This is a genomic window from Methylobacterium marchantiae, assembly GCF_042679825.1.
GTDB lineage: Bacteria > Pseudomonadota > Alphaproteobacteria > Rhizobiales > Beijerinckiaceae > Methylobacterium > Methylobacterium marchantiae.
Genome location: NZ_JBHTND010000007.1, coordinates 80,851 through 105,366, shown reverse-complemented (window position 1 = coordinate 105,366; position 24,516 = coordinate 80,851). Strand labels below are relative to the sequence as shown.

The 24,516-nt window shown below is 68.1% G+C and carries 23 protein-coding genes and 1 pseudogene; 12 read left to right on the top strand and 12 right to left on the bottom strand.

Annotation, left to right across the window (positions count from 1 at the left end):
- The first annotated feature begins 11 nt into the window (after positions 1-11).
- The 6 genes from ACFQ4G_RS07330 (at position 12) to ACFQ4G_RS07305 (ending at position 4,363) form a co-directional block, all read left to right on the top strand.
- Positions 12-407: a phage holin family protein gene (locus ACFQ4G_RS07330; RefSeq protein ID WP_238204914.1), complete on the top strand. Its 396-nt coding sequence runs from the start codon at positions 12-14 to the stop codon at positions 405-407.
- Positions 404-793, top strand: a complete 390-nt coding sequence (locus ACFQ4G_RS07325; protein ID WP_238204911.1) for a DUF3618 domain-containing protein — start codon at positions 404-406, stop codon at positions 791-793. Before ACFQ4G_RS07330 ends, ACFQ4G_RS07325 begins: the two co-directional genes overlap by 4 nt.
- Before the next feature lie 78 nt (positions 794-871).
- Positions 872-1,561 carry a DUF883 family protein gene (locus ACFQ4G_RS07320; RefSeq protein ID WP_238204909.1) on the top strand — a complete coding sequence of 230 codons (690 nt, stop codon included), beginning with the start codon at positions 872-874 and terminating at the stop codon, positions 1,559-1,561.
- Positions 1,562-1,997: 436 nt separating this feature from the next.
- A complete protein-coding gene (gene pxpB, locus ACFQ4G_RS07315; RefSeq protein WP_238204907.1) occupies positions 1,998-2,747 on the top strand; it encodes a 5-oxoprolinase subunit PxpB in 750 nt (249 codons plus the stop codon).
- Entirely contained in the window at positions 2,744-3,769 is a 1,026-nt protein-coding gene (locus tag ACFQ4G_RS07310) for a 5-oxoprolinase subunit C family protein (protein WP_238204905.1), read from the top strand. The genes pxpB and ACFQ4G_RS07310 overlap by 4 nt, the downstream gene beginning before the upstream one ends.
- 42 nt (positions 3,770-3,811) lie before the next feature.
- Complete coding sequence (locus ACFQ4G_RS07305; protein WP_238204903.1) at positions 3,812-4,363, top strand: RBBP9/YdeN family alpha/beta hydrolase; 552 nt, start codon at positions 3,812-3,814, stop codon at positions 4,361-4,363.
- A gap of 10 nt (positions 4,364-4,373) precedes the next feature.
- Here the strand turns inward: ACFQ4G_RS07305 and ACFQ4G_RS07300 are convergent, their stop codons facing one another.
- The 6 genes from ACFQ4G_RS07300 to ACFQ4G_RS07275 all read right to left on the bottom strand — a co-directional run bounded on the left by ACFQ4G_RS07300 (position 4,374) and on the right by ACFQ4G_RS07275 (position 11,448).
- The gene (locus ACFQ4G_RS07300; RefSeq protein ID WP_238204901.1) at positions 4,374-5,405 is read right to left on the bottom strand and encodes a YcjF family protein; all 1,032 of its coding nucleotides are present in this window, start codon (positions 5,403-5,405) and stop codon (positions 4,374-4,376) included.
- A 445-nt stretch (positions 5,406-5,850) separates the two neighbouring features.
- Positions 5,851-7,290: a YcjX family GTP-binding protein gene (locus tag ACFQ4G_RS07295; protein ID WP_238204899.1), complete on the bottom strand. Its 1,440-nt coding sequence runs from the start codon at positions 7,288-7,290 to the stop codon at positions 5,851-5,853.
- 149 nt (positions 7,291-7,439) lie between these two features.
- Positions 7,440-8,555: a hypothetical protein gene (locus ACFQ4G_RS07290; protein ID WP_238204897.1), complete on the bottom strand. Its 1,116-nt coding sequence runs from the start codon at positions 8,553-8,555 to the stop codon at positions 7,440-7,442.
- A 72-nt stretch (positions 8,556-8,627) separates the two neighbouring features.
- Positions 8,628-9,149 carry a SixA phosphatase family protein gene (locus ACFQ4G_RS07285; protein ID WP_238204895.1) on the bottom strand — a complete coding sequence of 174 codons (522 nt, stop codon included), beginning with the start codon at positions 9,147-9,149 and terminating at the stop codon, positions 8,628-8,630.
- A gap of 216 nt (positions 9,150-9,365) precedes the next feature.
- The gene (locus tag ACFQ4G_RS07280; protein ID WP_238204894.1) at positions 9,366-10,346 is read right to left on the bottom strand and encodes an aldo/keto reductase; all 981 of its coding nucleotides are present in this window, start codon (positions 10,344-10,346) and stop codon (positions 9,366-9,368) included.
- Positions 10,347-10,596: 250 nt separating this feature from the next.
- The gene (locus ACFQ4G_RS07275; RefSeq protein WP_238204892.1) at positions 10,597-11,448 is read right to left on the bottom strand and encodes an AAA family ATPase; all 852 of its coding nucleotides are present in this window, start codon (positions 11,446-11,448) and stop codon (positions 10,597-10,599) included.
- A 139-nt stretch (positions 11,449-11,587) separates the two neighbouring features.
- Between ACFQ4G_RS07275 and ACFQ4G_RS07270 the strand changes: the two genes are divergently transcribed.
- Entirely contained in the window at positions 11,588-11,890 is a 303-nt protein-coding gene (locus ACFQ4G_RS07270; protein ID WP_238204890.1) for a hypothetical protein, read from the top strand.
- Positions 11,887-12,333, top strand: a pseudogene (locus ACFQ4G_RS07265) (PIN domain-containing protein). Before ACFQ4G_RS07270 ends, ACFQ4G_RS07265 begins: the two are co-directional and overlap by 4 nt.
- Before the next feature lie 9 nt (positions 12,334-12,342).
- On the opposite strand, the gene ACFQ4G_RS07260 reads toward ACFQ4G_RS07265, so the two are convergent.
- Together ACFQ4G_RS07260 and ACFQ4G_RS07255 are read right to left on the bottom strand one after the other, a co-directional pair.
- Positions 12,343-12,987 (bottom strand): hypothetical protein, encoded by a 645-nt coding sequence (locus ACFQ4G_RS07260; protein WP_238204888.1) that lies wholly within the window; start codon positions 12,985-12,987, stop codon positions 12,343-12,345.
- On the bottom strand, positions 12,984-14,186 hold the full coding sequence (locus ACFQ4G_RS07255; protein WP_238204886.1) for an ATPase: 1,203 nt from the start codon (positions 14,184-14,186) through the stop codon (positions 12,984-12,986). Before ACFQ4G_RS07255 ends, ACFQ4G_RS07260 begins: the two co-directional genes overlap by 4 nt.
- A gap of 354 nt (positions 14,187-14,540) precedes the next feature.
- On the opposite strand from ACFQ4G_RS07255, the gene ACFQ4G_RS07250 reads away from it, so the two are divergent.
- Complete coding sequence (locus ACFQ4G_RS07250; RefSeq protein WP_238204884.1) at positions 14,541-16,394, top strand: cation:proton antiporter domain-containing protein; 1,854 nt, start codon at positions 14,541-14,543, stop codon at positions 16,392-16,394.
- A gap of 320 nt (positions 16,395-16,714) precedes the next feature.
- Here ACFQ4G_RS07250 and ACFQ4G_RS07245 read toward each other — a convergent pair whose 3' ends face one another.
- The gene (locus ACFQ4G_RS07245) at positions 16,715-17,167 is read right to left on the bottom strand and encodes a hypothetical protein (protein WP_238204882.1); all 453 of its coding nucleotides are present in this window, start codon (positions 17,165-17,167) and stop codon (positions 16,715-16,717) included.
- A 354-nt stretch (positions 17,168-17,521) separates the two neighbouring features.
- Positions 17,522-19,009, bottom strand: coding sequence for a MocR-like pyridoxine biosynthesis transcription factor PdxR (gene pdxR / locus ACFQ4G_RS07240; protein ID WP_238204880.1), 1,488 nt, complete (start codon positions 19,007-19,009; stop codon positions 17,522-17,524).
- A gap of 241 nt (positions 19,010-19,250) precedes the next feature.
- Here pdxR and ACFQ4G_RS07235 point away from each other — a divergent pair, with 241 nt between their 5' ends.
- The 3 genes from ACFQ4G_RS07235 to ACFQ4G_RS07225 all read left to right on the top strand — a co-directional run bounded on the left by ACFQ4G_RS07235 (position 19,251) and on the right by ACFQ4G_RS07225 (position 23,399).
- Complete coding sequence (locus ACFQ4G_RS07235; protein WP_238204878.1) at positions 19,251-21,413, top strand: molybdopterin-containing oxidoreductase family protein; 2,163 nt, start codon at positions 19,251-19,253, stop codon at positions 21,411-21,413.
- A gap of 160 nt (positions 21,414-21,573) precedes the next feature.
- The gene (locus ACFQ4G_RS07230) at positions 21,574-21,990 is read left to right on the top strand and encodes an ester cyclase (protein WP_238204876.1); all 417 of its coding nucleotides are present in this window, start codon (positions 21,574-21,576) and stop codon (positions 21,988-21,990) included.
- A gap of 233 nt (positions 21,991-22,223) precedes the next feature.
- On the top strand, positions 22,224-23,399 hold the full coding sequence (locus tag ACFQ4G_RS07225) for a vWA domain-containing protein (protein WP_238204874.1): 1,176 nt from the start codon (positions 22,224-22,226) through the stop codon (positions 23,397-23,399).
- Between the two features lie 201 nt (positions 23,400-23,600).
- Here the strand turns inward: ACFQ4G_RS07225 and ACFQ4G_RS07220 are convergent, their stop codons facing one another.
- Together ACFQ4G_RS07220 and ACFQ4G_RS07215 are read right to left on the bottom strand one after the other, a co-directional pair.
- On the bottom strand, positions 23,601-23,921 hold the full coding sequence (locus ACFQ4G_RS07220) for a 2Fe-2S iron-sulfur cluster-binding protein (protein ID WP_238204872.1): 321 nt from the start codon (positions 23,919-23,921) through the stop codon (positions 23,601-23,603).
- A gap of 160 nt (positions 23,922-24,081) precedes the next feature.
- Complete coding sequence (locus ACFQ4G_RS07215; RefSeq protein ID WP_238204870.1) at positions 24,082-24,408, bottom strand: Hpt domain-containing protein; 327 nt, start codon at positions 24,406-24,408, stop codon at positions 24,082-24,084.
- Between the last annotated feature and the right edge of the window lie 108 nt (positions 24,409-24,516).

Genomic DNA, 24,516 nt, shown 5'->3' with positions numbered 1-24,516 from the left:
GCCGGACGATCATGTCGAACGGCCCCCAATCCAGCATCCAGAGCCTCGTCGGCGACGCTCTGCGCGAGACGAGCGACCTCGCGCGCAAGGAAATGGCGCTCTTCCGTAACGAGATGACGAGCAACGTCCGCACGCTCTTCATCGGCCTCGCCCTCATGGTCGGCGCTGGCGTGTTCGGCGTCGTCGCGCTCTTCGTCCTCGTTGACGCCCTGGTGAAGTGGCTCGCGACGGTGGTGCATTCGGAGGCTCTGGCCGCCCTCATCGTCGGCGGCGTCCTTCTCCTCGTCGCCATCGTCTTCGCGCTGATCGGGCGCAGCACCATGTCGCTCTCCACCCTGGCGCCCACCCGCACGACGCGGCAGATGCGCCAGGATGCGCGCGCATTGTCGGAAAGGGTTTCGGGATGAGCGCATCGTTGAACGATCTCGAGAAGGACATCGAGGCGAGCCGCGCCCGCCTCGACCAGACCATCGACCGGATCCAGGACCGGCTCTCGGTCACCAGCATCGTCGACGACATGCTGGGAAACGTCCGCCGCACGCCGCTGAGCGGGGCCTATGACGGGGCACTGGACGCGGTGCGTCGCAACCCCGTTCCCGTTCTCCTCATCGTGGCCGGGATCGGTTGGCTGCTCCACCGCACCGGCAAGGAGAAGAAGACCGTGCCGAACGGGCGTCTCATCGATCCGGACGAGGCCCTGCCCGTGACCCGGACTGCGGCGGCCAAGGTCTACGATCCCGACCGGCCGACCCGGCAGCCGGGGAAGGAACTGGCCGAGGAAACCCAGATCTGAGCCCTCGGGGGCCGATCCGAACGTGACTGACGGGGGCGGCTTCGCCGCTCCATCCCCATCCGACAGGAGTTCGCTTCAATGAGCCACAGCAGCATCCCCGGCGCGCCCAAGGGCTCGCTCACCGACGATATCGCCGTCGCCGCCGGCCTTCCCCACGGCGACGAGTCGACCCGTTCGCTCCACGACGTCTCCGAGCGGACGGGGAACGAAGCGCGCGCGGCCGCCGACCGCCTCCGCGATCGGGCCGGCGACCTCGCGGACGACGCCCAGGCCAAGGCCGAGGGTTACGCCGACCGGGCGAAGGCGGCCGTCGACGACGCGCGCGACACGGTGAAGAGCAAGGCGGAATCGCTTCGTGCACGGGCTTCCGACACGTACGACGACGCGCGTGACTGGGCCGCCGACACCCATCAGTCGAGCCGGCGCCGTATCGGCGAATTCGCCGAGCGCGGCGGCCAGCGCCTCGACCGCGGCAAGACCTCCGTCGAACACTTCGTCAGCGAGAACCCGCTGCTCGTGGGCGTGGTTGGACTGGCGGCGGGGATGCTCCTCGGCGCCCTCCTCCCGAGGACCCGCCGCGAGGACCAGGCCGTGGGCCCATGGGCCGACGAGGTCAGGGGCCAGGGTCTGCGCTATGCCCGCGACTTCGCCGATCGCGGTCGCGAATTCGTGGAGAGCGCCCTCGATCCTGAGAACCTCAACGCCGCGACGCAGCGGGCCGCCGAGCCGTTCCAGCAGCCCGACGTTCCGCCCGCAAGGAAGCATTGAGGGCTCGTTCGAGTCGTTTTTCCAAGAATAGGCCTCATCCTGAGGCGCCACATAATGGCCTCGATGGAGTTCTCCAGAGATCACGCGATCCCTGTGAGGCTTCTTCGAGGCCTTTTTTCGAGCATTGAGGGCGTGTTCGAGTTGTCTTTCCAAGAACAGGCCTCATCCTGAGGTGCCGCGTTGCGGCCTCGAAGGAGCCCTCCAGATACCAAAGCGATCCCTGGAAGGCTCCTTCGAGGCCCTTTGCTGAAGCAAAGGGCACCTCAGGATGAGGTGGTCTGATGGGAAGGTCTACTCCGGCGGCAGGACACGTCGTCGTGCCGTACCCTGAGTTCGGAGCCCTGACCAGCAAGGGGCGGTGCTCGACAGCGCCGCCCCTTCGTGTTGGGACTGGGGCGAGCGTGCGAATCCGGCCCCTAGCCCTTCGGACGAGCCGATGAGCGAGGCCCCGCGACCCGTGTCAGTCCCTCAGCCCCGCCTGCTCTGGTGCGGCGACACCGCCCTCACCGTCGAGTTCGGCGACACGATCGACCCAGTCGCCAATGCGGCGGTTCTCGCCCTCGATCGTCGTGTGCGGGATGCGCGTGTGCCGGGGCTGGTCGAGGCCGTTCCCACCTACCGGTCGCTGACCCTCCATGTCGATCCGTGCGCGATCGACCCTGCCGCGCTCGAAGCCGCGCTTCTCGCGATGATCGACGCGCCCTCCGACGACGCAGCGCCGACCAGGGTCTGGCGCCTGCCCGTCGTCTATGGCGGTGCGTTCGGCATCGATCTCGACGACGTCGCCGCCCATCACGGAATATCCTCCGACGAAGTGGTCGCCCGGCATTCGGCCCCCGATTATCGCGTGGCGATGAACGGCTTCCTGCCGGGCTATGCCTATCTCTCCGGCCTCGATCCGAGTCTCGCTTTGTCGCGCCGCGAAAGTCCCAGACCGGTGACGCCGGCCGGCACCATCTCCATCGGCGGCGTGCAGGCCCTGGTGGCGAGCATCGCGGCACCGAGCGGGTGGCACCTTCTCGGCCGCACTCCCGTGCGCGCGTTCCTGCCCGGACGCGATCCGGTCTTCCTCTTCGAACCCGGTGACACGATCCGCTTCTGTCCCATCGAAGCCGAGCGCTGGAATGAGATGGATCGGGCGGCGCAGGCCGGCGAGCGCATCGCCGAATGCGAGACGGCGCGATGACGGGCAGGCTCGCGATCAGGCGCTGCAGCGGCGCCTTGAGCCTCCAGGATGGCGGCAGGACAGGCTACCAGCGCTACGGGCTGTCCGGCTCCGGTGCCATGGATCCCCTCGCCATGGCGGCCGCCAATGCCCTCGTCGGCAATCCCCCCGGAGCGGCGGCCCTGGAACTCGGTCTCGGCGGCGGCCGCTTCGTCGTGGAGGCGGGCAGCGCGTGGCTCGCCACCGCCGGGGCGCCCTGCACGGTTCGGATCGATGGCGTGCCGATCGCCGGCCATCGCACGGTGTCCCTGCCGGACGGCGCCGAACTGGCCATCGATCCGCCGCGCGAAGGGACCTTCGTCTACCTCGCCGTGGCCGGCGGCTTCCGGGCAGAGCCCCTGCTCGGCAGCGTCTCCCTCCACCTTCGGGCCGGGATCGGCGGCGCCGGCGGCCGTCTCTTCCAGGCGGGAGACGGCCTGGATTTCGTCGTCTCGGAGGGCCCGGCTCCGGGCGACCGGACCATCGACGCGGTCGCCCTCGACCGGGACGCGCCGATCCGCGTGATGCTCGGCCCCCAGGCCGACAGGTTCGCGAAAGCCGGGATCGACACGCTCCTCGGCGCGACCTTCACGGTGTCGCATCGTGCCGACCGGATGGGGTACCAGCTCGAAGGGCCCGCCATCGCCCATGGCGAGGCCGGCTACAACATCGTCTCGGACGCCACCGTGGCCGGATCGATCCAGGTGCCGGGCCATGGGAGGCCCATAGTCCTGATGGCCGACCGCCAGACCACCGGCGGCTATCCGAAGATCGCGACCGTCGTCTCGGCGGACCTGCGCCGCCTCGCCCAGCGCCGTCCGGGAGAGGCGGTGCGGTTCGAGGCGGTGGACCTAGCCAGGGCGCGGGAGGCCGCTTTACGGCGAGCGCACGATCTCGCGGACCTGCCCACCCGATTACGTCCCCTGGGCGGCATCGATGTCGAGCGGCTGCTCGGCGCCAACCTCGCCGGCCAGGCCGTGGACGCCCTGCGCGATTCCACGTGAGGCCGTCTCGACGGCGCGCGAGGGAGCCGCTATCCGGGCAGGATGAAGCTCGCCGATTGCGACATCCTCATCCTCCCCGGCTATGCGGGCTCGGAAGACGGCCACTGGCAGGCCGGCTGGGCCAATCGGATGGTCAATGCCCGCATCGTCGAGCAGGACGACTGGCACCATCCCGATGCCGCCGCGTGGCGCGCCCGCATCGTCGAGGCGGTGGAAGCGGCGACGCGTCCGGTCATCCTCATCGCCCACAGCCTCGGCGTCGTCGCCTCGGTGCAGGCGGCGCCCGCCTTCCCCGAGGGCAGGGTCAGGGGCGCGCTTCTCGTGGCCTTCCCGGATGTCGAGCGCACGCCGAACCTGCCGGCCTCCGTGACCGCCTTCGCACCGGTGCCGCGCGATCCCCTGTCCTTCCCGTCCCTGCTGGTGGCGAGCCGCAACGACCCGTATTGCGCCTATGATCGCGCCGAGGATTTCGCCTATTCCTGGGGCTCGGCCCTGGTCGATGCGGGCGAATCCGGCCACATCAACGTGGCGAGCGGCCACGGGCCGTGGCCCGAAGGGCTGATGCGTCTGGCGGGCTTCCTGAAGGGGCTCTGACCGGAGCCGCTCACTCCTTTGTCCCGTCACCCATCGGCTTCAGCAGCTCGCCGGCGACGTCCGACAGCCGCGGCGGCTCCTCGCGGACGAAGGGGAGCGGGCGGCAGACGGCGAGGGCGGCCAGCCCGAAGCGGGCGGTCATCAGCCCGTTGAGCACGCCCTCCCCGAGCTTGGCCGAGACCCGCGCGGCGATCCCGAGGCCGAGCACCTGCTGGATCATGCTCTCGCCCACGGCCATGCCGCCGGTGACGGTGAGATGCGCGAAGGCGGCGCGGGCGAGCCGCAGGAAGCCGAGGAATCCGGGACGCCCGCCATAAATCGTCGCGATCCGGCGCAGGAGCCGCACGGCGGCGAAGACCACGAAGGCCACGTCGACGATGGCGCGCGGGCTCAAAGCCGTCACGGCCGAGACCTGCTTCGCCGCAGAGGCGATGGCGTTGCGCGCCTGCCGGTCGAGGGGTTCGAGGAGTTCGTGTTCGGCGAGACCGATGCGGTCCTCGACGTCGAGGATGGTGTCGCCCAGAGCCGCCAGCCGCTGCCGCCCGGCGGCGAGCCCGGTCCGCGTGGCGTAGAGCGCGCTGAGCTCGGCCACCACCGCCTGCGCCCCGGTATGGTCGCGGGTGGCGATGGCCTCGACCGCCTTCGCCCGCAATTTCTCGATCCGGCGCTCGCGCCAGATGCCGGCGAGTTCTCGCATCACGAGGGCGAGGAAGGCGATGGCCGCGACGGCGAGCAAGGCCAGGGCGACCCCGCCGAGCCAGGGAGCCGCCGAGAACAGGTCGGCGATCATCCGCTCCAGCGACAGGCCGATCCCCAGAGAAACGAGGCCGCCGAGCGCCAGCATCAGCAGCGACAGCCACGGCGCCCGCGATTTCGGCGCCACCGGCACCGCGACGCCGTCCGCCGCCTCGACGATCTCGAACGGCTCCTCGACGATCCTGACCGCGTTCGGCGGCACCGGCGGCGGGACGATGCCCTCCATGCTCTCCGCCGGCTCGGCGGTGGGGATGCGGAAGGCGCGGGGACGGTTCGGAGAGGTCATGGGCGGACCTTGTCTGAGGTGGAGCAGGCAAACCACGGAACCGCCTCGTTCCGATCCACCCACCTCATCCTGAGGTGCCGAAGCGAAGCGAAGGCCTCGAAGGAGCCCTCCAGTTCGCCCAGCGGAGCCTGGAACCCTCCTTCGAGGCCGCTGGCGCGGCACCTCAGGATGAGGTCGGCGGGTGGGATGGGATGATGGACGGTGGCGCTTGGTCCGGGGGGTGCGGCAGGTGGCTGGGACCGCAATGCACGGACTCGATCCGAGCAAGAGCGGGCAAGTCGCAGGACCACCTTATTCCCATCCACCCACCTCATCCTGAGGTGCCGAAGCGCAGCGAAGGCCTCGAAGGAGCCCTCCAGTTCGCGCGGGGGATTCTGGAGCCCTCCTTCGAGGCCGCTGGCGCGGTGCCTCAGGATGAGGTCGGCGGAATGACGAACGGCGGCTCTCATGTCAGCTTGTCGCCGATGAGGAACTGCATCGCCCGGTCGAGGCGGATCTGCGGCAGGTGGCCGGGGCGGCCATGGGCGTCGGGCCTGACCAGCGGAGGGCGGAAACGGGGGAAGCGGAGCGAGCCGGGGGCCACCGCGCCTTCGAGCACGGCCTCCGGACGGGTCGGCAATTCGCCGGGGAACACCGCCGCCTCGCTCAGTCCGTCGAAGACCTCGTCGCCGACATGCTCGCCCGCCTCCGGCGTGCCCGAGACCGCCCGCAGGGTCAGGCCGCCATCGTGGACGGTGGTCTCCCTCGTGGCGCGCACGGAGGCCAGGGCCACGGTGCCGACACGGGCGCCGGCCGCCTCGGTCCGGCGCATGGCGCGGGAGACGAGGAGGCGCAGCAGCGCCTCCAGCCGGTCGTGGCTGGTCTGGTGGAGGTGGTCGGCCTTGGTGGCGGCGAACATGATGCGGTCCGCCCTCGGGGCGAAGAGACGCGACAGGATGGTGTTGCGGCCGATGCGGAAGCTGAGGAGCACGGTGTCGAGCGCTTCCTCCAGCTCGGCCAGGGCGGCCGGCCCGGCATCGACGGCGGCGAGCACGTCCACCAGGACGATCTGCCGGTCCACCCGCTGGAAATGGTTGCGGAAGAACGGCTCGACCACCTTGGCCTTGTAGGCCTCGAAGCGCCGTTCCATCAGCCCGGCGAGGCTGTCCGAGGGGATCGCCTCCGGCAGAGCGTCGAGGGGCGCGAAGGTGAGGGCCGGCGAACCGGCGAGGTCGCCCGGCATCAGGAAACGGCCGGGGGGCGTCGTCGCCACCGATTCCGGTCCGGCCCGAAGCGCCGTGAGATAGGCGGTGAAGGCCACGCTCGCCCGCTCGGCCACCACCTCGTCGAGGGGGCCGGCCGGGTCGAGGTCCTTCAGCACCGCGAGCCAGGGTGCCGCGATCGCGGCGCGCCCGGTCCGGCGCGTACCCGCGATGGTGGCGCGCGACCAATCGGCATAGCTCTGCTCGATCAGGGCGAGGTCGAGGAGCCATTCGCCGGGATAATCCACGACGTCGAGCATCAGCGTGCCGGGGCCGGAGCGCCAGCCGCCCTTGCGCTCGTACTCGATGGCCAGCCGGAACTGGCTGATCCTGTCGGTCGATCGCGGCCACAGCCGCTGTTCGGTCAGGGCCGCGAAATGATCCTCGTAGGGAAAGCGCGGCACGTCGTCGTCGGGTTGCGGCACCAACCGCGCCCGGCGCAACCGGCCTTCATGGGCCGGCGCGAAGGCCGGCAGCGCATGGGTCTCCACGAGATGGTGGATCAGCGCCGTGGTGAACACCGTCTTGCCCGACCGCGCGAGGCCGGTGACGCCGAGCCTCAGGGTCGGCTGGATCAGAAGATCGCTGGATGCCTCGGCGAAGGCCTGGATCGCGGAGCCCGCACGCGAGGCGAAGCTGGTCATGAAGCGGTGTTCTCGTTTGGCAGGAAGCGACGTGCAGGAATCGACTTGCAGGAATCGATTTGCAGGACCGACGTGGTGGCCGTGCAGCGAATGTCCCGCTGAGGTGGCGGCGCGTCATGAGGAACGCAAGGAGACGATGCTCCACCGGCTCACCGGGCCGAGAGGGTGGCGGGGGGCGTCAGCCGTCCGATCGCGGCATCGACCAGAGCCGGCCCCGCCCGCAACGCACCGAGTTCGACCGCCGACATGGCGAGCATGACGGGGGCGAGATTGGGCAAAGGCTGTCCATCCGCTCCGAAGAGCGCGAGGTCGTCCTCGATCGTCAGGCCGACACTGCCGGCGATGCGCGTCGCGTAATTGCGGATGCGCGTCTCATCGTTGCCGCAGAAGGGCGCCGGAGCGGTGAGATCGAGGAGGGACATGCCCGGCAGACCGGCGGCGATCGACGGCAAGGCCGCCGATTCCGCCGCGAACCGGTCGGCGAGGGTCAATGTGGAGGATGTCGCCAGGATATCGGCCGGGTTCGTCGCGACCCTCGCGATCGGCCGCGATACGGACGATCCGGCGACACCCGACGGAGCGGTCGCCTGCGCGACCCGGACGGGTCTGGGTTTGGTCGCCGCGCCCATCCTGGCGAGCGGCGACCAGGGCTGGATCCGCAACGGACCGCCCCGTGCGACCGGCTTCCGCCTCGGCGCCCCTCCCCGCGCGTGCCGGGCGAGGTAGCGGGCCCGCAACGTCCGGCCGAGGCCGAGGGGCGCGAGGCCACCGGACACGGTCTTCGCCGAGACCGGCCCACCGGCGACGCGGCATTCGGCCGGCGCCCATCGGCGGACGATGGCGAGGGCGGTCCGGCGCCCGAACTCGCGGTAATAGCGCCGCAACAATTGCGCCGCTGCGTCGGCGCCATCGGCCGCGGTGGCAAAACCGGTATGGCCTTCCGCATCGCGGCCGATCTCGCCCTGCCAGCGCGCGCTCTTGATGCACCAGTAATTGTTGAGCTTGACGCAGCGGGCGACGAAAGCGGGCTCGCTGGTGGCATAGCGCGCCACCAGGGCGAGCGACACGGGTCTCAGGGCCGTTCCCGCCTCCGCGCGCCAGTTCGAGACCGCGCGATCCCCCGGCACGAATTCGGGAGCCGGCTGGCCCTCCGGCGTGCCCGTCCATGCGACGCGGGTCCTCGTCCAGCCGGACGAGACCGTGTGGAGGCCCCGGTCGATCTGCGGAATCAGGAGGGTGAGGGTCAGGAGGGCGGTCGCGATCACGGGATCAATGCCGAGAGGTCGTGGCTCAACGCAAGCGCGGCGGGACCGATCCCTCCAGCGACGGTTCCGCCTTCATGCCGCGTCGTCGCGATCCAGGCCCTTGGGCGTCACGAAGCGTTCCAGGCGTCCGGAGCCGGGACGCAGATCGGCCCAGGCGCCGTCGAAATCGATGACAGCGAGGGCCGCAGTCGGAAACTCCTGGGACAGCCGCGCCCGCGCCGTCCTGTCCGCGGCACCGACGAGGTCGAGGGCGACGTTCTGGATGCCGGGATTGTGCCCGATCAGGAGCAGGCTCGCGGCATCGTCGCCGGTGGCGCGCATGACCTTCAGGAGCGCGCTCTCCGGTGCCTCGTAGATCGTCTCGACGATTTCGGCTTTTGGGTTGCCGAGCGCATCCGAGATGGCGTCCCAGGTCGAGCGGGTCCTGAGCGACGGAGACACGACGACCCGGTCGGGCCGCAGGCCCTGCGCCGCGAGGTAGGCGCCCATCTGCGGCGCGGCCTGGAATCCCCGAGGATTCAGCGGGCGGTCGATGTCCCGAACACCCGGCGAGCGGTCGGACTTGGCGTGGCGCAGGAGCATCAGGCGAGGCATGGCGCGCAATCCTTGATATCGGCGATTCCCGACGAGGTCCGGGTCTGCGGGGCCGACGTGATCGATTGCGGCACGGGACGCAAGATGCAGCATTCCTCCGTTCCCGGTCGGCGCCTCCTTCGCGATGACGCAGATGCTCGTGGTCATCGCCGTCCTCGCGCGCCGCTTCCGGCTGGCTTCGGGCAGGCCGGTAGGGCCCTGCGGCGCTGAGCCGCCCTACTGGAAGCCGACCACTGGATGCGGCGTGTAGAGGGATTCGAGGGCCGAGATCTCGTCCGCGGTCAGGGCCAGATCGAGGGCCGCCACGGCGTCCGTCAGATGCGCGGGCTTCGAGGCGCCGATGATCGGCGAGGTCACGATCGGCTTCTGGATCACCCAGGCGAGCGCCACCTGCGCCCGCGAGACGCCGCGAGACGCGGCGATCTCCGCCACCTTGGCGACGATGGCCCGGTCCGCCTCCACCGTCGCATCGTAGAGCCGCTTGCCGACCTCGTCGGAATCCTGGCGCGCGCTCGTCTCGTCCCAATCGCGGGTCAGGCGGCCGCGAGCCAGGGGGCTCCAGGGAAGCACTCCGATCCCCTGGTCGGCGCAGAGCGGCAGCATCTCGCGCTCCTCCTCGCGGTGGAGCAGGTTGTAATGGTCCTGCATCGTCGCGAACCGGGTCCAGCCGTGGAGGTCGGCGGTGAACAGGGCCTTGGCGAATTGCCAGGCGAACATCGACGACGCGCCGATGCTGCGGGCCTTGCCGGCCTTCACCACGTCGTGCAGCGCCTCCATCGTCACCTCGATCGGCGTCCCGTAATCCCAGCGATGGATCTGGAAGAGATCGACGTAATCGGTGCCGAGGCGCTTCAGGCTCGCATCGATCGAGGCGAAGATCGCCTTGCGCGAGAGGCCGCCGGCATTGGGCTGGTCCTTCAGCGGGTAGTAGCACTTGGTGGCGAGCACGATGGCGTCGCGGTCGGCGAAATCCTTCAGCGCCCGTCCGACGATCTCCTCGCTGGTCCCGTCCGAATAGTAGTTCGCCGTGTCGAAGAAATTGATGCCGAGGTCGAGCGCCTGGCGGATCAGCGGCCGGCTCTCGTCCTCCCGCATCGTCCAGGGATGGGGGCCGCGCTCGGGAATGCCGTAGGTCATGCAGCCGAGGCAGAGCGGCGAGACGTCGATACCGGTCCGGCCGAGTTTCTTCATCTTCATGAGACTTCATCCTCCGACGACATGCTGGCCCGAGACGAGCCGGCCCTCGCTGACCCCAAGGCCCGGTCTTGATGGCGGCGCCCTGTTTCCCGTCCCCGCGTCATCCCGGGGCCGCGTCACGGAGCCCAGGATCCGGAAACGCAGGTCCGGCTCGTTCCAGGCATCGTCGGCGGCTCTGGATCCCGGGCTCGCCTCCGGCGCCCCGGGACAACGGCGCGGTTCGATACCCGTCAGCGACCGAAGCTCTGTTTTACCCCCCACGTCCCTCCCGACGCATCATGAAGGCCAGCTTCTCGAACAGGCTCACATCCTGCTCGTTCTTGAGGAGCGCGCCGTGCAGCGGCGGGATCAGCTTGCGGCCGTCGCGCTCGCGCAGGGTCTCCGGCGTGACATCCTCGGAGACGAGGAGCTTGAGCCAGTCGAGCAGTTCCGACGTCGAGGGCTTCTTCTTCAGACCGGGCACCTCCCGCGTCTCGAGGAAGACCCGCAGGGCCTCCTCGACGAGGCGATGCTTGATGCCGGGATAGTGCACCGCGACGATGGCCTTCAGCGTCTCCGCGTCCGGGAACTTGATGTAGTGGAAGAAGCAGCGGCGCAGGAACGCGTCCGGCAGTTCCTTCTCGTTGTTCGAGGTGATGATGACGATGGGGCGACGGGCCGCCTTCACCGTCTCGCCGGTCTCGTAGACGTGGAACTCCATCCGGTCGAGCTCGGTCAGGAGATCGTTGGGGAACTCGATATCGGCCTTGTCGATCTCGTCGATGAGCAGGACCGGCCGCTCGGGATGGGTGAAGGCCTCCCACAGCTTGCCCCGGCGGATGTAGTTGCCGATGTCGGACACCCGCGGGTCGCCGAGCTGGCTGTCGCGCAGGCGCGAGACCGCATCGTATTCGTAGAGCCCCTGCTGCGCCTTGGTGGTGGACTTGACGTTCCAGGTGAGGAGCGGCGCGCCGAGCCCCTTGGCGATCTCCTCCGCCAGCACGGTCTTGCCGGTTCCGGGCTCACCCTTCACCAGCAGCGGCCGCTCCAGCACGATCGCCGCATTGACGGCGGTGGTGAGGTCCGAGGTCGCGACGTAATCGGCGGTGCCGGTGAAGCGCATGAGGCGTCCGTCCGTGCGGGGGGTTGCGGGGCCAACGGCCCAGTACGGCACCATCACCGTTCTTGGCCGCCGTTCTAGCCGTTTCTTGCCGGTGTCGATCCGACCGGATATATGACCGGCTATACGGCGGAGGCGAGCCATGGACAACACGTCGCAGAAGCGAGCGCTCAGCGCCTATCGGCTCCGACTGACGCAGCGCGGCATAGCACGCTTCGAAGTGGTGGCGAGGGAAACCGACCGCCCGCTGATCCGTTCCATCGCCAGTCGGCTGACGGAGGACGGGCCGGACGCCGCCCGCATCCGCACTGCCCTCACCGACGCGCTCCAAGGTTCGCCTGAAAAGACGGGCGGTATTCTCGCAGCCCTGCGCAGGTCTCCGCTGGTGGGGTCGGATCTGGAGCTGAATCGCGACAAGGGAGCGGGGCGCGGGATCGACCTGTGACCCGCTATCTTCTCGACACCAACGTCATCAGCGACATCGTCAAGCCGACGCCTTCCACCTTGCTGACGGCCTGGCTGGCGGATCGACCGGATTCCGACCTTTTCATTGCCTCCCTCACGGTGGCGGAGATCCGAAGGGGCATTCTGGAGATGCCCAGCGGCCGCAAGCGAGACGATCTGGAAGCGTAGTTTTCCGGCAAGGACGGACCCGTCGCCCTGTTCGCGGGCCGAATTCTGTCCTTCGACGGCGACGCGGCGCTCGTGTGGGCGAGGCTGATGGCGGAGGGGCGGCGGGCCGGCCGTCCCCGCTCCGCCCTCGACATGATCATCGCGGCGATCGCGCAGGTGAACGACTGCGTCGTGGTCACCGCGAACGAGCGGGATTTCATCGGTCTGACGGTCATCAACCCCACGCGGCAGGCACCGGAGGATCGACCGGCCTGAACAGGCGACTCACAGAGCCTTCCCGTCGCTCCACACGCAGTTCGAGGCCAGGATCGCGAGGTTGACGTCGGATTTCTGCGGCTGGGGCAGCACCTTGCCGTCCATGGCGAGGTCGATCTTCATCTCCACCTGGCCCTTGGCCTCGTTGGTCCGTCGGGAGAAGTAGCAATATTGCTGGAACGGCGCCTCCTCGTTGGCGCGGAAGTTCCAGCCGGTGACGATTTGGCCGTCCATGTAGGGCACCTGCTTGAACACCGTGAAGGTGGTGTTCACCGTGGCCTTCGAGGCCGGCGCCGCGTCCTTGCCGAGCTGGGCCTGCGTCGGCGCGGGCGAGGACCGGACGGGGCCGCCTTCGAGCTTGAGCACGTTGTCGGTGAGCGTCACCTCGCCCTTGGTCTTCAGGGTCACGTCGGCGAGCGCCGTCTGCATGGCGGCCGCGATCTTCTCGGCCGCCGAGTCGAACTGGTTCATGTAGGCGTAGCCGTAGGAGGCGGCGCCGATGCCGATGCCGGCCAGCGCCGCGAAGGCGCCCGCCCCGATCGCCCGGAACAAGAAGGCGCGCGCGGCGATGATCCGCGCCTCGGCCCGCAGGCGCCCGTTGACGCTCTGGGCCAGGACGACGTTCTCCGGCGTCCCCGATGCGTGGAGGCTCATGCACCGACTCCCGCGCTGGCGGCCGGCGGCGTGTTGGTGTTGGGCGCCGAGCGGCGATCCATCGGGATCACCGCGCCCGTGGCCGTCACGTCACGCACGGGTTTGGGCGGCGCCAGCCCCATCTCCTCGCGCAGGGACTCGGTGATGGAATCAAGCATGTAGGGCGTCGCCTCCAGGTTCACGGCCGCGCCGAGATCGTCCTCGTCCATGAAGGTCTTGCGCACCGAGACCGCGCAGAGCGCCAGGATGGTGGAGGCGAAGGCGGCGCAGAGGGCGGGCACGAACACGAAGATGCGCAGGAAGGCGTGGACCTGCGCGTCGGTCACGTCGATCGGGTCGACGCCGTAGACCATGGCGGTGAAGGAGTGGAGCTGCGAGCGGTTCACCGAGTTCCGGTAGACCTGCTCGGCATCGGCGACCTTGCGCTCGGCCGCACCGCGATCGAGTTCGGCGCGGGCGTTGCGCGCCTCTTCGAGGGACTTCGTCACCACCGCCCGGTCGGCGCCGGCCTTGCCGACGCTGGCGTTCAGGGTCGCGGTGCGCGGGTCGGTGACGCATTTCAGGTTGGAATAGCGCTGGCCCTTGCTGTTGGTGCCGTAGACGCGCTCGCAGCGCTGGGCCGGCAGGGCCGAGAGCTGGCTCGCATTCTCGGCGGCGCGCTTCTCGATCTGGTCGAGCTCGGTGGTGTATTGCGCGACCCGGGCATCCGCGGCGGCGATCCGGCCGTCGATGGTCGAACGGTCGGCCTGGGCGTCCTTGAGGGCGGTCTTGGCCTTGGCCGCGTCCATCAGACGGGGATGGAACATCATCTCGCCGAGCTGCGACACCGATTTCGTGGTGACGCCGGCGGCGAAGACGATGCCAACGATGGCCAGCGCCCGGATGAAGTAGGAGCGCTGCGTGCGGGCCAGGATGCCCAGCGGCACGCGGCAGAGTTCCACCGCGGCATAGACCAGCGGCGCCAGCAGCATGAAGTAGAAGGCCTTGTCGTCGCCGTCGCTGTAGACGCCCGCGAACAGCCACGCGCCCCAGAGCGAGGCGCCGATGACCATGAACTCCACCAGATAGGCGATGGCGACGTAGCCCCACTTGATCCGGTAGCCCTTTTCCAGATGACGCTCGTGGGTCCAGCGTTCGGATTCGCGGATCCAGTCGCGGCGCTCGCGCTGAACATCCCGGTTGGGGGCCGACTTTCGCATGAGGCACTCGTGTCTTCAGAAACGCGACGAACGAAGAAGTATCGGGACGAAAGCCGGGTCTTAACGGATCGTTAAGTTCGGCCATATGCGGCCATTGTGCCGTTTTTGCGCCAACGCAACCGCAGCGCAAAAACAGGGCTCCGGATCGGCCACCGGGATGCATGGCTCGGGCGTCCCGGAGGCGAAATCCGCATGGACCGGCGAAAAGCCGGTTGCTCATATGGCACATGGGCTTGCATGGTCTCAGCGCTGCCGGCGAGTCCCCCGGATTCCCGCAGCCGGAGTTCCCTGTGCAGAACTTCGGCCGAGCCGGCCGGCCCTCGCACGTATTCCTTCGGGAGACCGCCAAGCTCGATGACGGACGTTCACGCCGGATCCTACAAGGAAGCGATCATCTTTCTCGTCACCGCAGGCGTGGTGGTGCCGCTGTTCCATCGGCTGCGCATCAGCCCGGTTCTGGGCTTCATCGGTGCGGGCGCGCTTCTCGGACCCTTCGGCCTCGGACGGCTCGCGGACACGATCCCCTGGCTCTCGATCTTCACCATCGGCAACCGGTCCGAGATCGCGCATCTGGCCGAGTTCGGCGTGATCTTCCTCATGTTCATGATCGGCGTCGAGCTGTCGTGGGAGCGCCTGCGCACCCTGCGCCGCCTCGTCTTCGGGCTCGGATCGACGCAGGTTGTCGCCTCCTCCCTCGTCATCGGCGCGATCCTGTTCGCCCTCGAAGTGCCGCTGGCCGCCTCGGTCATCGTGGGTCTCGCCCTCGCTCTCTCCTCCACCGCCGTGGTGCTGCCGGTGCTCGCCGAGCAGAAGCGGCTCAACACGCCGGCGGGCCGCGCGAGCTTCGCGGTGCTCCTGTTCCAGGATCTCGCCGTCGCGCCGATGCTGTTCGCCATCGCCGTGCTCGGCCGCAGCGACGGCGCGAATGTCGGAGGCGCGCTGGCCATCGCCCTCGGGCAGGCCGCCATCGCCCTCGTCCTCATCGTGGTCGCGGGCCGCCTCGCCCTGCGCCCCCTGTTCCAGCTCGTCGCCCGGACCCGCTCGCCGGAGCTGTTCATGGCCGCCTGCCTCCTCGTCATCGTCGCGACCGCCCTCACGGCGGCGGCGAGCGGCCTCTCGATGACGCTCGGCGCCTTCGTGGCGGGGCTGCTCCTGGCCGAGACCGAGTATCGCCGGGCGATCGAGGCGACGATCGATCCGTTCAAGGGCCTGCTGCTCGGCGTCTTCTTCGTGTCGGTGGGCATGAACCTCGACCCGGCCCAGCTCATGGCGGCGCCGAAGACGATCCTCGGCCTGTCGATCGGGCTGATCCTGATCAAGGGCGCGGTGATCCTGGTCGCGGCCCGGTTCCTGCGCATCTCGCGCGGCGTCGCCCTGGAGGCGGCCCTCCTCCTCGGCCCTGGCGGCGAATTCGCCTTCGTCCTCATCGGCGGTGCCATCGCTGGCGGGCTCGTACCGGACGGTCTCGGACAGGCGGCCCTGATCGTCACCACGGTGACGATGATCGCCATCCCGGGGCTGGCGAGCCTCGCCCGCCGCCTGGGCAAGCGGATGTCCCGCTCCAATCTCGGTCGCGCCCGCGCCGAGCCGGTGCCGGACAAGCAGCAGAACCGCGTCATCATCGCAGGCTACGGCCGTGTCGGCCGTCAGGTCGGCGAGATGCTCGCCCGCCACAAGATCCCGTATCTCGCCCTCGATGCCGACGCGGCCCGCGTCTCGGAGCATCGCCGCCTCGGCAACCCGGTCTATTTCGGCGATTCCTCCAACCCGGAGCTGCTGCGACGCTGCGACATCGCCAATGCCCGCGCCCTCGTCGTCACCCTCGACAATCCGCGCGCCGTGGAAGCCGTGGTGGAAGCGGCCCGCGCGGAGCGGCGCGACATCACCATCGTCGCCCGCGCCCGCGATGCCCGCCACGCCACGGCCCTCTACGAGATGGGCGTCGACGATGCCGTCCCGGAGACGATCGAAGCCTCCCTGCAGCTGTCCGAAGCCGTGCTCGTCGATGTCGGCGTCCCCATGGGGCTGGTCATCGCCTCGATCCACGAACGGCGCGACGAGTACCGCGCCATGCTCAAGCGCAAGGAGACGGAAGTACGCCCCGCCTTCCGGGCCCGGCGGACCGTGGGCAAGAACGTCGAGACGGGGAAAGGTGTCGACGCCAGGGACGCGCCTGCGAAGGAAGAGCCGTCAGCGAAGAGCGCGTGATAGGCAGGTTTCCGGCGGCCTCGGACCGATCTCTTCGGCACATCGATACGTATAGTTTTAGACGAAACCTGTCGTACGACTCTTCCACACGTGGATAACTGTCGACAACGATCGGATTCCATTCGCACGCATGACGAATGCTATTGAGAACGTCGAATCCTGCGATACTCTGATTGCGTTACGTCGACGAACTTATCGGGATCGCTGGCCAATGGTCGCCGGTTCGACCTGGGACGGGTGGCGCACCCTCTGGCGCCTGCTGCGCGGATGGCTGGCCGATCTGGCGAGGTCGCCGGGTTTCCCGTCCGTCTCGAGCGCGGTCAGAACAGGCGGCCCTGTCCGTGATCGGGCATCGTCGGGGTCGGCTTGTCCGCAGGCGGAGGAGGTTCGGCGGCCGGGGCACGGGGGCGGGCCGGTGCACGGATCTTCGGCTCGAAGCCGGGCGCGAAGCTGCAGCGATAGACGATCTCGTCGGGCGGCCCGACGCCGGTATTGAGCGGCACCGCCAGGGTATCGCCGGAATAGCGCCAGTGTCGCGTTCCCTTGTCCCAGTAGAGCCACACGGTCGTCGGATGGCCCTTGACGGCGAAGACCGCCGCCTTCTTGGAGATCGCCTGGACGGTACGGGGCTCGTACATGCCCTTTTCGCGATAGGCCTCCTGAAACGAGGCGGGCTGGCGCTCGATGAAGGTGTTCCGCACGATCTGAATCGTCGCGCCCGGCTTCGCGAGAAACCGCTTGAAATCACTCAAGGAGCGCAAGACGAGCGCCATCACGTCCACCCTTACTCTGCCAAATACACCGGCCCTGACTTGACGATCACTCTGGCTCTCAGCTGTTTGATTCCAATGACAATGTTGGAGGGGTGACGAACACAGTTGCGGTGGATATCAACAGAAAACCGGACTTATACCCAGCTTCGTCGCCGACGAACGACCGGATCGGGCCGCATGTCCCGGTGAATTCAAGATTTTATCCGTTATCCGGCTCACGAAACCGCAGGTGCGAACTCCGCCTCCGGTGCGGCCGCCAGTGATCCAAATCTGACGGATGGGACCCGGGCCCTGGGTCCAGTCGCGACCCGACTACGCCGCAGACGCCATTTCGATGGGTGGTCTGAAGCAGACCTAGACCGTGCCTTCGCCCCGGTCCGCGTTCCCAAGCAAGATCCGCCGCAACTCGCCGATCGCGGTCTCGATCTGCATCTCTGTGAGCGACGAGTAACCGAAGACCAGCATGTCGTCCCGTGCCCCGGGGTCGAAATCGTAGGCGGCCCCGCTCGAAAGGGCGTAGACCCCGATGCCCTGCCCGCGTGCGAGGGACTGGATCTGCCGGGCTGGCGGAAAGCCGGGCGGGAGGCGCCAGACCAGATGCAGGCCACTCTCGCCGCCGAGGACGACGGCCCCGTCGAACGTCTTGCGTAGCGCCCCGACGAGGCAGTCCCGACGCGCCTTGTAGACCTGCCTCAGCCGGCGCAGGTGCCGGTCGAAATGCCCCTCGTCGATGAAGGCGGCGAGCGCGGCCTGCTCGAGCCAGGCCTGGCCGTTGCTCATCCGTGCTTTCAGCATCCGCGCCTCGTCCCAGAACAGGCGCGGGACCGTGGCGAAGCCGATGCGCAGGCCGGCGCCCACGGACTTCGAAAACGTCCCGACGTAGAAGACGCGCCGGCCTCCGTCGAGACCGGCCAGGGCCGTCAGCGGCGGCCCGTCATACCGGAAGTCGCTGTCGTAATCGTCCTCGACGATGTAGCTGTCGGTCTCCTCCGCCCATCGCAGCAGGGCCAGGCGCCGCGTCAACGGCATGGTGGCCCCGGTGGGGAACTGGTGCGAGGGCGTGACGTAGAGCAGGCTGCCCTTGGACGTCGGCAGGAGGTCCGTTTGCAGCCCCTCGCCGTCGACCGGCACCGGATGGATCTCCAGGCCGGCGTTCCGGAAGATCAGCGAGGCTCCGAGGTAGCAGGGGTTCTCGATGCAGAGTTGCCGGGTATGTCCCTTCAGCAGGTTGAACACGAGGTTGAGGGCGTCCTGCCCGCCCGTGGTCACGATGACCTGATCCTCGGTCACCGCCACCGCTCGGGCGCGCCGTAGATGCGTGCTGATGGCGGCGCGCAAATCCGGGAGGCCGGCCGGATCGCAGTAATCGGTGAGGTAAGCCGTCTCCCTTACCAGGAGCCGCGTCACGATCCGTCGCCAGATGGCCAGCGGGAACCCGGCCGGATCGGACCGCCCGACCCAGAAGTCGAGTTCGGGCCGGTCGCCGCCCCCGCCGGGCGAGCCCGCGAAGCAGAGCAGGGGCTCGCTCGAAACGTCCGGGACAGGGCCGTTCGTGAAGGACCGACTTCCCTGTTGGATCAGCAGGAGACTGTCCGGCGAGATCGGCTCGACGAACAGGCCTGCGGTGCCGCGCGCCCTGACGTAGCCCTCAGCCGCTAGTCGTTCGTAGGCCAGCATCACCGTGTTGCGGGACACGCGCAGTCGCTCCGCCAGCAGGCGGCTCGGAGGCAGAGCCATGCCGGCCTTGATCTGCCCGTCCAGGATGATCTCTCGAACTTGATCGAACACCTGCGCCTGGAGCGGCTTCTCGGATTTGGGGTCCAGCGTGAGCGTCAGTTCCACAGGGTCCATCCTGCCCGAGAGCGGCCATTCGCCGGAGCGCACCGCGCCCAGGCCGCCGCGATCCGGGCCGTGAGGACACGTTCACGATCCGCGACAAAACGGTTGGTACCATGGCTCAGCACTCCTTTGGCCCTTCCACCGGGCCAAAATTTGGAATTGTTTGCACTTGAGTGCATTCTGCTGGCGTACCGGGCCGGCCCACTAGGAACAATAAAGTGGGACGCTCGGCCGTGGAGGAAACATGAACGAGATCGTCAAGCCGGATTCCCTGATCGTCGCCGAGGCCGAGAGCCTGACCGAAACCTTCTTCGGCGGCTGCCCGCACGACTGTCCCGACACCTGCTCGATGATCTTCGAGGTCAAGGGCGGGGAGCTGCTCGGCGTGCGCGGTAACCCGGACCACCCGATGACCCGCGGCGGTCTCTGCGTGAAGCTGAAGGACTACGAGAAGCGCCACTATCACCCGGACCGGCTGCTCTACCCGATGAAGCGCGTCGGTCCGAAAGGCTCCAAGCAGTTCGAGCGCATCACTTGGGACGAGGCGCTGGACACCATCGTCACGCGCTGGAAGGCGATCATCGATCAGTACGGGCCCGAAGCCATCGCGCCCTACAGCTACCTCGGCAACCAGGGCCTCGTGCATGGGCTGAACGGCGGCGACGCCTTCTTCAACCGCATGGGCGCCACGGTGACCGAGCGCACGTTCTGCGGCGAGGGCTCGTGCACGGCCTGGCTGCTCACCGTCGGCCCGACCGCCGGGCTCGACCCGGACAGCTATATCCACTCCAAGTATATCGTCATCTGGGCCTGCAACTCGGTCAGCACGAACCTGCACCACTGGGCCATCGTGAAGGACGCGCAAAAGAAGGGTGCCAAGGTCGTCGTCATCGACACCTACGCCTCGCGCACCGCCAAGGCGGCCGACTGGCACATCGCGCCGAAGCCAGGCACCGACGGGGCGCTGGCCATGGCGCTGATCAACTCGATCATCGAGCAGGGGCTCGTCGACCAGGACTACGTCGACAACTACACGGTCGGCTTCGAAGAGCTGAAGGAGCGTGCCAGCACTCGTACGCCGGAATGGGCCGCCGGGATCACCGGCGTCCCGGCCGAGGACATCCGCAAGCTCGCCCGCGAGATGGCGACCGAGCAGCCGGTCGGCATCCGCATGGGCGTCGCGCTGGAGCGGCACTATGGCGGCGGCCAGACCATCAGGGCGGTGTCGTCCATCCCGGCGCTCACAGGCGCCTGGCGCCATGTCGGTGGCGGCGTCACGCAGTTCGGGGTCTGGGAGCATCCCTACAAGTTCGACGTGATGTGCCGGCCCGACCTGATCCCCGAGGGCACCCGCGTCATCAGCAACCTTCAGATCGGACGGGCCCTCACCGGCGAGCTGAAGCTCGATCCGCCGATCATGTCGATGATGTGCTGGAATTCGAACCCGGTCACCCAGGCGCCGGAGACCGACAAGATCGTCGAAGGGCTGATGCGCGAGGACCTGTTCATGGTCTCGGCCGAGCACTTCCTCTCGGACACCGCCTCCTACGCCGACATCGTGCTCCCGGCCACGATGGGCGCCGAGATGGAGGACATGATCCTCTCGTGGGGCCACCTCTACCTGACCTACAACACCAAGTGTGCGGATGCGCCCGGCGAGGCGATCCCGAACAACGAGATCTTCCGCCAGCTCGCCGCCCGCCTCGGCTTCGAGGAAGAGAACTTCAAATGGACCGACACGGAGTGCCTTGAGCACTACGTCGACTGGAACGCGCCGGCCTGCGAGGGCATCGACCTCCAGTACATGCGCGAGCACGGCTTCGCCCGGCTGAAGGTCGGCACGCCGGACGACCGCGCGCCCCATCGCGAGGGCAACTTCCCGACGCCGACCGGCAAGTGCATGTTCATGGTCGAGGGCGCCACGAACTTCGTCGCGCCGCCGTTCCGGCAGATGTACGAGGGCTTCCAGCCCGGCGAGGCGCTCGATCCGCTGCCCGACTACCTCGGGCCCCGCGAGTCCCACACCAACGACCCGGAACTGGCCAAGCGCTTCCCGCTCAACATCGTCTCGCCGAAAAGCCACTACTTCCTGAACTCCTGCTACGCCAACATGGAGGACAAGCAGAAGGGCCAGGGCGAGCAGTTCGTGATGATCAGTCAAGCCGACGCCGATGCGCGCGGCATCCGGGATGGCGACCGGGTGCAGGTCGCCAACGACCGCGGCGCTTTCAAGGGCGTGGCGCGCATCACCGAGGACGTGAAGGCGGGCATCGTGGTCGCGACGCTCGGCTACTGGCGCCAGCTCAACGAGGGCACGGTCAACAGCATCTCGTCGGGCGCCTTCACCGACATGGGCCACGCCCCGTCGTTCTCGGACAACCTCGTCGAGGTCGCCCGGGCGAATTAGCCGAACGATGATCAACGCAGGCGTCCTTCCGGGGAGGCCTGCGTCTACGGTCTTGCTCCGTTCGATGGAGTCTCACGAGGCGAGCCTTTATGCGGCATGCCCCCGGACGGGCATCCGCGACAGGCGGCGTCCGAAGCGACGATAAGGGAATGACCCCGACATGAGCGACATCGCCAGGGTTGCGAAGGCCTTCTTCGACGCCTGCGAGACGGGTGGTGGCTGGGAGGCTTGCGAGCGCTACTGCACCCCTGACGCGACCTTCGCGGCCCAGGCCGACGCCTTGGCCGGCATCACCTCGCTACGGGACTATACGGAGTGGATGAAGGGGCTTCTGACCTTCGTCCCCGACGGTCGGTACGAGGTGAAATCCTTCGCCACGGACGAGGAGCGCCGGAACGTCGCGGCTTACGGCATCTTCCGCGGAACCCATACCGGGGAAGGCGGTCCGTGCCCGCCGACGGGCAAGAGCACGTCGATTGACTACGTCTACGTCATGCAGTTCGAGGGCGACAGGATCGTCGGGATGACGAAGATCTGGAACGACGCCCAGGCCGTAAGGGAGCTTGGTTGGGGATAGTCCTCAAAGTGGCATGCCTCGTCTTCCAACGAGCGGTGTGACGAGACCGCCAACCGTTGGCGCTCCAGCCGCGTCAGCGAGCGGCGGCTTTCCTTGTGGCTGGTTCCGTGAGCGGAGGGACCGAAAACCACCCAAATCGGTCGTTCGGGGCGATGCCAAACGCAGGATTTCGACCACTGGACCCTTCGTGAACGGCCTTGACCCGGAGGCCCGGTTCGCGCGTTCTCTGCCCCATGCTGCTGCATTTCTTCACGGCCCTGCGCGAGGCCAAGCTCCCCGTCACGTTGCGCGAGCACCTCACGCTCCTCGATGCCCTGGACCGGGACCTCGCCGACAAGCGCGTCGAGGAGTTCTATCTCCTCGCCCGCACGGCCCTGGTGAAGGACGAGCGTCATCTCGACCGGTTCGACCGGGTGTTCGGCACCGTGTTCAAGGGCTTCGAGACCCTCGGCGAGGCCGCGGAGCCGCAGGCGATCCCCGAGGAATGGCTGCGCAAGCTCGCCGAGAAGTACCTCACCGATGCCGAGAAGGCGGACCTGACGGCACTCGGCTGGGACAAGCTGTTCGAGACCCTGAAGCAGCGCCTCGCCGAGCAGAAGGAACGCCATCAGGGCGGCAACAAATGGATCGGGACCGGGGGCACCTCACCCTTCGGCGCCTACGGCTACAATCCGGAGGGCATCCGCATCGGCCAGGACGGCAACCGCAACTTCCGCGCGGTGAAGGTCTGGGACAAGCGCGAGTTCAAGGATCTGGACGACGGCGTCGAGCTCGGCACGCGCAACATGCGGGTGGCCCTGCGCCGCCTGCGCCGTTTCGCCCGCTCGGGTGCCGCCGACGAGCTCGATCTCGACGGGACCATCCGCGAGACCGCCAGCAAGGGCTATCTCGACGTCCGCCTCCGCCCCGAGCGGCGCAACGCCGTGAAGGTCCTGCTCTTCCTCGATGTCGGCGGATCGATGGACTGGCATGTGGGGCTGGCCGAGGAGCTGTTCTCGGCGGCGCGGGCCGAGTTCAAGCATTTCGAGCATTTCTACTTCCACAACTGCCCCTACGAGCGTGTCTGGAAGGAGAACCGCCGTCGTCACGACAAGGCGATCCCGCTCCTCGACGTGCTGCGCACCTACCCGCCCGATTACTGCGTCGTCTTCGTCGGCGACGCCTCCATGAGCCCTTACGAGATCGCCATGCAGGGCGGCTCGGTGGAGCATTGGAACGAGGAGCCGGGTCAGGTCTGGCTGGAGCGGGTGCTGGAGCGGTTTCCGAAATCGGTCTGGCTCAACCCGGTTCCGGCCGAGCACTGGGCCTATACCCAGTCGATCGGCATGGTCCGCAGGATCGTGTCGGACAGGATGTTCCCGCTGAACATCGAGGGGATCGACGGGGCGATGCGGGCCCTGGTGCGGTGAGGCCGGCGCCGCTTGAAAACGGCGGACCGGCTCCCTCAAACGCGGAATGAACCTCCCGACGACGGTGGCTGTCCGCGATCCGGTCGATGAGGCCCTCCGATCCGGTATCCAAACGCCCCGGAATCCGGCACTGAAGAGGCTCGCGATCGGGTCAAAAACGAGCTCGGACCGGCCTCGCAGAGAGCCTCGATCGGCGCCCGTTCACCCCTGGCGGGCGGGCGTGATGACCGTGAGACCGTCGAGTTCGGGCTTGATCCTGATCTGGCAGCACAGGCGCGAGGTGGCGCGCACGTCGGAGGCGAAATCGAGCATGTCCTGCTCCATCGGCTCGGCCGGGCCGACGGCATCGACCCATTCGGCATCGACATAGACGTGGCAGGTGGCGCAGGCGCAGGCGCCTCCGCATTCCGCGTCGATCCCCGGCACGTTGTTGCGGATCGCCGCCTCCATCACGGTCGATCCTACGTCGCCTTCCACGGTCCTGGCCGTTCCGGCATGGTCGACGTAGGTGATCTTGGGCATCGAAGACTCCAGGCTCGTACAACACGTCTGTGGCCGGTTGTGCAGCGCGCGACTGCCTTGAAGGCGCAGACCATCGAATGCAAGCGGCACCGACGCCGACGCTCGACATTCCTGCGCTTACGTCGCAAACGCCGAGCCGTTCCCTCTGCAGGATGGGAGATCAGGCAAGTGCGTCGATTTCCGCCAGGGTCGCATTCACCGCGTCGGCGAGATCGGCGAGCACCATCGCCGGGATACCGTCGCTCCCCCGCAATCCGTCCTCGATCGCGGCGCTGAGTTCGGCGACCCGCGCCGCGCCGATACCGAGAGCCGATCCCTTCAACGTATGGGCAAGATCGGCACGCTCGCATCGATCGAGACCAGTATCGACGATCCCCGGAAGCAGCCGGCGGCATTGAGCCTCGAAGAGACTGAGCAATTCGCGGGCGAGTTCGTCGTCGCCGAAAGTCTGTTCGGCGAGGTACGCGTGATCGATCAACCGGGACACTCGTCTCTTCGCCTTAACCGAGCCTCATGATCGGGCGTCGTTCCGCTGGTCTATCCACAGGTGCGGCCGAGATCGTTCGCATCCGTTTAAGCCTTGGGGCATCATGCA

Excerpts from the sequence above, each read along its gene's own strand:
- ACFQ4G_RS07325 (WP_238204911.1), top strand. The coding sequence starts at position 404 with ATGAGCGCATCGTTGAACGATCTCGAGAAGGACATCGAGGCGAGCCGC.
- ACFQ4G_RS07310 (WP_238204905.1), top strand. The coding sequence starts at position 2,744 with ATGACGGGCAGGCTCGCGATCAGGCGCTGCAGCGGCGCCTTGAGCCTC.
- ACFQ4G_RS07330 (WP_238204914.1), top strand. The coding sequence starts at position 12 with ATGTCGAACGGCCCCCAATCCAGCATCCAGAGCCTCGTCGGCGACGCT.
- ACFQ4G_RS07230 (WP_238204876.1), top strand. The coding sequence starts at position 21,574 with ATGAGCGACATCGCCAGGGTTGCGAAGGCCTTCTTCGACGCCTGCGAG.
- ACFQ4G_RS07275 (WP_238204892.1), bottom strand. The coding sequence starts at position 11,448 with ATGCGCTTCACCGGCACCGCCGATTACGTCGCGACCTCGGACCTCACC.
- ACFQ4G_RS07245 (WP_238204882.1), bottom strand. The coding sequence starts at position 17,167 with ATGGCGCTCGTCTTGCGCTCCTTGAGTGATTTCAAGCGGTTTCTCGCG.
- ACFQ4G_RS07280 (WP_238204894.1), bottom strand. The coding sequence starts at position 10,346 with ATGAAGATGAAGAAACTCGGCCGGACCGGTATCGACGTCTCGCCGCTC.
- ACFQ4G_RS07285 (WP_238204895.1), bottom strand. The coding sequence starts at position 9,149 with ATGCCTCGCCTGATGCTCCTGCGCCACGCCAAGTCCGACCGCTCGCCG.
- pxpB (WP_238204907.1), top strand. The coding sequence starts at position 1,998 with ATGAGCGAGGCCCCGCGACCCGTGTCAGTCCCTCAGCCCCGCCTGCTC.
- ACFQ4G_RS07250 (WP_238204884.1), top strand. The coding sequence starts at position 14,541 with ATGACGGACGTTCACGCCGGATCCTACAAGGAAGCGATCATCTTTCTC.
- ACFQ4G_RS07225 (WP_238204874.1), top strand. The coding sequence starts at position 22,224 with ATGCTGCTGCATTTCTTCACGGCCCTGCGCGAGGCCAAGCTCCCCGTC.
- ACFQ4G_RS07260 (WP_238204888.1), bottom strand. The coding sequence starts at position 12,987 with ATGAGCCTCCACGCATCGGGGACGCCGGAGAACGTCGTCCTGGCCCAG.
- ACFQ4G_RS07300 (WP_238204901.1), bottom strand. The coding sequence starts at position 5,405 with ATGACCTCTCCGAACCGTCCCCGCGCCTTCCGCATCCCCACCGCCGAG.
- ACFQ4G_RS07295 (WP_238204899.1), bottom strand. The coding sequence starts at position 7,290 with ATGACCAGCTTCGCCTCGCGTGCGGGCTCCGCGATCCAGGCCTTCGCC.
- ACFQ4G_RS07220 (WP_238204872.1), bottom strand. The coding sequence starts at position 23,921 with ATGCCCAAGATCACCTACGTCGACCATGCCGGAACGGCCAGGACCGTG.
- ACFQ4G_RS07255 (WP_238204886.1), bottom strand. The coding sequence starts at position 14,186 with ATGCGAAAGTCGGCCCCCAACCGGGATGTTCAGCGCGAGCGCCGCGAC.
- ACFQ4G_RS07305 (WP_238204903.1), top strand. The coding sequence starts at position 3,812 with ATGAAGCTCGCCGATTGCGACATCCTCATCCTCCCCGGCTATGCGGGC.
- ACFQ4G_RS07320 (WP_238204909.1), top strand. The coding sequence starts at position 872 with ATGAGCCACAGCAGCATCCCCGGCGCGCCCAAGGGCTCGCTCACCGAC.
- ACFQ4G_RS07235 (WP_238204878.1), top strand. The coding sequence starts at position 19,251 with ATGAACGAGATCGTCAAGCCGGATTCCCTGATCGTCGCCGAGGCCGAG.
- ACFQ4G_RS07270 (WP_238204890.1), top strand. The coding sequence starts at position 11,588 with ATGGACAACACGTCGCAGAAGCGAGCGCTCAGCGCCTATCGGCTCCGA.